General features: G+C 70.4%; 5 protein-coding genes and 1 tRNA gene. 1 reads left to right on the top strand and 5 read right to left on the bottom strand.

The features are described from left to right. Window positions 1-40: 40 nt before the first annotated feature. On the bottom strand, window positions 41-196 hold the full coding sequence (locus G6R25_RS21060) for a hypothetical protein (protein WP_163554302.1): 156 nt from the start codon (window positions 194-196) through the stop codon (window positions 41-43). A gap of 568 nt (window positions 197-764) precedes the next feature. On the opposite strand from G6R25_RS21060, the gene G6R25_RS21055 reads away from it, so the two are divergent. After that, window positions 765-2,168 (top strand): pyridoxal phosphate-dependent decarboxylase family protein, encoded by a 1,404-nt coding sequence (locus tag G6R25_RS21055; protein WP_163554301.1) that lies wholly within the window; start codon window positions 765-767, stop codon window positions 2,166-2,168. A 216-nt stretch (window positions 2,169-2,384) separates the two neighbouring features. Here G6R25_RS21055 and G6R25_RS21050 read toward each other — a convergent pair whose 3' ends face one another. The 4 genes from G6R25_RS21050 to G6R25_RS21035 all read right to left on the bottom strand — a co-directional run bounded on the left by G6R25_RS21050 (window position 2,385) and on the right by G6R25_RS21035 (window position 4,946). Then, window positions 2,385-3,026 carry an NAD(P)-dependent oxidoreductase gene (locus G6R25_RS21050; protein ID WP_163554300.1) on the bottom strand — a complete coding sequence of 214 codons (642 nt, stop codon included), beginning with the start codon at window positions 3,024-3,026 and terminating at the stop codon, window positions 2,385-2,387. 445 nt (window positions 3,027-3,471) lie between these two features. Beyond that, a tRNA-Ser gene (locus G6R25_RS21045) sits at window positions 3,472-3,558 on the bottom strand. A gap of 406 nt (window positions 3,559-3,964) precedes the next feature. Beyond that, window positions 3,965-4,411, bottom strand: a complete 447-nt coding sequence (gene tadA, locus G6R25_RS21040) for a tRNA adenosine(34) deaminase TadA (protein ID WP_163554299.1) — start codon at window positions 4,409-4,411, stop codon at window positions 3,965-3,967. Between the two features lie 43 nt (window positions 4,412-4,454). Beyond that, a complete protein-coding gene (locus G6R25_RS21035) occupies window positions 4,455-4,946 on the bottom strand; it encodes a tRNA adenosine deaminase-associated protein (protein ID WP_136448439.1) in 492 nt (163 codons plus the stop codon). Window positions 4,947-5,266 lie beyond the last annotated feature (320 nt).

Raw genomic sequence — 5,266 nt, 5'->3', positions numbered from 1 at the left:
ACACCAACACCACATTGATGTCACGCAAAGCGACGAAACGTTACCGGGAAAGGCTCAGTGAACCGACATGGTGGTGAACGGGCAATGCATACCGGGAGAACGGCAGATGGCCAGCCGTGAACCCGGTCAGGGCGAGGATGTTGCCGTCGGGGTCCGCGAACCAGGCGACCCGGTCCCCGCCCGGCGCCATCCTCACCCGGTCACCCGGGCGAGATGCGGCGTGCGGTGCGCCGGCGGTCGCGTGGCGGTGGCCGTCGCCTGATCTCACGACGCCGACGCACCCGACATCTGGCCCGGGCCAGGTGTCGCCCACCCCTGCCCGTGCCCGCCGTGAAATCGTCTCCGAGACGACCCCTCGCACGAAGATTGCCCCGTCATATGGCACCCGTCCATGCCCCGTGCGGGGGACGCGACCGGTAATCGGGCGGCCCGGTCGCGCACTCGGGCACCGTTCATGGCATGCTCGATGGCATGCTCGGTTTCCGACGGTAGGAGCGTGCGTCGACCGGTCCCGAACAGGTCGATCGGCGAGGGTTCTCCGGTGACGGTCCAGCGTTTCGGATCTTGCCGGTTCTGTCGTCGGTGTTGATTTTAGTCCTCGTCGTGGAGGTTTGTTGTGAAGCGTGTCGGAGCGATTGTTCTGCTGGTTGCCCTCGTGGGTGGCGGCTTCCTCTTCCGTCGGCAGCGCGGCAAGCAGGACGCATAGTCCGCACCGTCGTTTCGGCGGTCGCCTGTCGAGCATCGTGTCGTGGGACGGTCCGTACGTGCATCAATTTGACGCCGAGACGGCCGCTCTGTTGCGGGCGGTAGTCGACTTTGCCGGGGTCCGCCTCGGGTTCGATCCGGTTCCCCTGGACGGATCGGCGACACCGGCGGAACTGTCCGCCAGGGCCGGCCGGACGATCACGGCGGATGGGATCGGCGGTCTCCGGGCCCTGGAGACCTTCGACGAGGTGCTCTCGCGCGCCTGCATTTCGGCGGACCATCCGCGCAACCTCGCCTTCATCCCCGCTGCCCCGACCCGGTCGTCGGTGCTGTTCGACCTGGTGGTCGGCGCTTCGTCCATCTACGGGGGAAGTTGGATGGAGGGTGCGGGCGCGGTCCACGTCGAGAACGAGACGCTGCGCTGGCTGGCTGACCTTGCGGGTTTGCCCGCCGCGGCCGGCGGCGTGTTCGTGCCCGGTGGCACGGTCGGCAACCTGTCCGCGCTCGTCGCCGCCCGCGAGGCCGTCCGGACGAGGCTGACCGCGCAGGGTCGGCCGATGCCGGCACGCTGGCGTTTCGTCTGCGGGGCGGAAGCCCACTCGTCGCTGTACCAGGCGGCGATGATGCTCGACGCGGACATCGTGGCCGTGCCGACGGGTGAGCAGGGCCGCCTCACCGGCCCGCTGCTCGACGCCGCGCTCGACGACCTCGCCCGGCAGGGCGGCTCGGTCGGACAGGGCGGCTCGGCCGAGTACGACGGGGTTTTCGCCGTCGTGGCGACCGCGGGGACGACGCAGTTCGGCATCGTCGACGACCTGCGGGGCATCGTCGATGTCTGCCGTGAGCGCGGCCTGTGGGTGCACGCGGACGGCGCCTACGGCCTGGCGGCGCTCGCCGCGCCGGCGGTCCGGCCGCTGTTCGACGGGATCGCCGACGTGGACTCCTTCATCGTCGACCCGCACAAGTGGCTGTTCGCGCCGTTCGACGCCTGCGCACTGATCTACCGCGATCCCGCCCTGGCCCGGGCGGCGCACGGTCCGCAGCGGGCCGGCTATCTCGACGTGCTCGACTCGGCCGCCAACTGGAATCCGTCCGACTACGCCATCGGGCTGTCCCGGCGGGCCCGCGGACTGCCGTTGTGGTTCTCCCTGGCCACGCACGGCACCCGGGCCTACACCGAGGCCATCGAGACGACGCTCGCGACGACGCGGGCGGCGGCGGCGCAGATCGCGACGCGGCCCGAACTGGAACTCGTCCGCCCGACGGAGCTGTCCGTGGTGGTGTTCCGCCGGCTCGGCTGGAGCGACGCCGACTACCACCGGTGGAGCGGTGGTCTGCTCCGCGAGGGGTTCGCTTTCGTACCGCCCACCCGGCACGACGGCGAGACCGTCGCCCGTTTCGCCGTCATCAATCCGCGCACCACCCCGGCCGATATCGAGGCGATTCTCGACACGATGGCCTGACCGACGATGGCCTGAACGCGCCGGTAGGACAAACGCACCAGAGGAGAACTGGGCGGCGCGGGTCATTCGGTCCGCGCCGCCCAGGCGCAGCGGCGGACGGGAATCCGTCGCCTCCGGCCGGCCGGCATCGTCGACGGCCTGTCGTCAGCGGCGGTGAGTCCGCCGGTGCTGCGCATTACCTTTGGCTTCCCCCAGGCTGCAGATCAGGCGGGAGTATCAGTTCCCGACCGTGAAACGACGGTTGCGGTTACGCGGCTTCTCGACCTCGTCGATGACGGCGATCGCGAAGTCCTCATAGGAGATGCCGATCTCGCCCTGGGCGTCCACCACGGGCCGGTCGTTGCCGGTGCGGTAGGCACCCCGACGCTGCCCCTGGCCCAGGTTGCGCGGCGGCGGGGCGATGGCCGCCCAGCGCACGTTGCTGGCGTCCCGGTACACGTCGAGAGCGTCCGCCTGGTCGAGCGCGTCCTTGCGCTCGGCGGCGGGGAAATCCGGGCTGTCCGCGAGCCGCTGGCCGTTTTCGTCCTCGAGGGTCCCGCCGCTGGAGATGTGCAGGACGGCCGGGGCCTGGTCGCCGATGCGGGGCAGGACGTCGACGAGGGTACGCGCGGCGTTCGCGTGCACCGGACGGTCGACACCACCCACCGCGACGACGACGGCGTCCGCCTCCTGCGCCAGGCGCTGGACGGAGTCGCGCGACGTGACGTCGCCTTCCGCCCCGTTGGCCTTACGCGGAAGCTTCTTCACGCGGGCCGCGTCGACCTCGACCGCGGTGACCTCGTGCCCCCGTCGAATTGCTTCGTCGGTGATGCGGCGCCCGATCTGACCACCGGCACCAAAAATGACGATCCTCGCCATGCCATTCCTCCGACTCACCGGTCGTGCCTCTGATGGATGGTCGTGCGTTTGCGCAATGACGTCCGCCGCCTCGTTGCGCCGGTGCCATGGTCAGTAAGTGAATTACTGCCCGCACTGACTATTTCACGCTCCGTAGCCGCCGCAAGTTGACGTCGGCCGACGCAGCCCCGAGGTCGCCCGAGGCGGGTGGGCGAAAAGGGAACGCGCCGCGCGCTCAGGGCGCCGCGACAGGGCGAATGGCACCCTCAGGATGGGTGTCGCCAAAGGGGCTGCGGGATCGAGATCGGGCGATGTCTTCACCGATCGGTATCCGGCATCATTGCCCTTGATAGGCCCGGTGGACCGCTGATCAAGGTCGGCGGGGCCGCGTCCGATGTGAGACTAAGACGGCAACGTCGGGCCGACGTGGTGAGCGTCGGACCCGGCGTTCTGCCTGAGACACGGGCGGTGGAGGTGGGATTTGAACCCACGGAGGGGTTGCCCCCTCACACGCTTTCGAGGCGTGCGCCCTCGGCCACTAGGCGACTCCACCGTAGGCGAGTTTACCGGACGACTCGAGGGTCCGGTTCGCGGGGGGGTCGGGGGACCTGCTGCAAGGGCGTTCAGCTGAGCCGTGTTCGCGGATGTGTCAACTCCTGGCTGCCGGTCGGGCGCCAGCGCGGTGCTCCGCGGAACCGCGCACCACGCGTCCGGCCCGATCTCAGCTTCATCGATCATGGTGTTCCGCGGAACAGCGCCGTGCGCTCGGGGGATGGCTGTGGCGGTCCTGGTGTGACTGGTCACGACTCATCGCGGTCAGTTGCGGTGCGCAGTGCGCGTTGCGGTGCGTCGCGCACGGTTTTCGGGGGCGAACCGTCGAGAACGCACCGCAATCGGCTGCGCCTTGGGGAGAGCTGCGCCTTGGGGAGAGGAACGGGTCCGCTCTGGACAGCCGCGGGTTAGTTGGCTGCGGGGCGGCGGCGGGTGGCGAAGAACGCGGTGAGTAGGGCGGCGCACTCGTCGGCGCGGACGCCGGGGATGACCTCAGGGCGGTGGTTGAGGCGGCGGTCGCGCACGACGTCCCACAGCGAGCCGACGGCGCCGGCCTTGTCGTCGACGGCGCCGTAGACGAGCCGGTCCACCCGGGCGAGGACGAGGGCGCCCGCGCACATGGTGCACGGCTCCAGGGTGACCACCAGGGTGGCGCCGGCCAGCCGCCAGGAGCCGACCCGGGCCGCCGCCGCCCGCAGCGCGATCACCTCCGCGTGCGCGGTCGGGTCACCGTCGCGCTCGCGGGCGTTGCGGCCCTCCCCGAGCATCGTGCCGTCGGGGGCCACGACGACCGCGCCGACCGGGACGTCGCCGTGCGCCGGCGCCAACCGCGCCTGGGCCAGTGCGAGGCCCATCGCTGCGCCGTGACCTGATCCGGCCGCCGGGGCGGGGGCGGGATCAGCCACGGGCGTCGTCGAGGATTTCCCCGGCGCCGGCGCGCTCGCTCAGCGCGCTGATCAGGTCGGCGGGCAGCATGCCCTCCTCGCCGATCAGCTCCAGCAGCGTTTCCTCGGAGGTGCCCAGGTCGACGAGCAGGTCGAGGTCGCCGACCGGGGCGGCCTGGGTCAGCGCCGAGGTGTCGTCGTCCTCGTCGTCCGGGGCCAGGCCCACCATCGACGGCAGGGCGTCGGCGAACAGCCGTTCGGCGAGCTCGGAGGTGATCAGGACCCGGCGGTCGGACAGGAAGACCTTGGGGTCCGGCTCGTCGGCGCCGACCCGGACGATCGCGAGGTACTCGTCGTCCTCCTCCAGGAACGCCACGATGGTGTCGTCTCCGAAGTCGCGCATCGTGTCGGTGAGGGCGTCGAGGTCCTCGGCGCCGGCCGGGTCGAGATCATGCACCGACCAGCGGTCCTGCTCCCGCGCGATCGCGATTGCCTTCGTGGTCACTGTGTGCCCTCACGTCCCTTCTGCAGCCGCGTGGTGCCTCCGGCCGGCCATTTCCCGGCCGGGTCTCGGGCCCCGGGTCCCGGGCCCCGCGCGGCCCGGCCGGACCGGTCGCCGGCCATGCTTCGCCTGTGATTCTCGTCCTGATGGCCGGACTTGGGTATTCCGGTTCACCCCGTCGGGTGAGTTCTACCGCGACGCCGGGTCGATTCCCCCATGGTGGTCCGGTTGACACCACTTCGCACATTGGGGGGGGTAAACGAAAGGTAACTGGTCAGGTATTTGTTTGATCTTGGGTTAGCTGGTTGCGGGCATCCAGGCGC

It is taken from the genome of Candidatus Frankia alpina (assembly GCF_902806485.1).
Lineage (GTDB): Bacteria > Actinomycetota > Actinomycetes > Frankiales > Frankiaceae > Frankia > Frankia alpina.
Note: the sequence above shows the minus strand (reverse complement) of the source record. Positions and strands in the feature narration are given on the sequence as shown.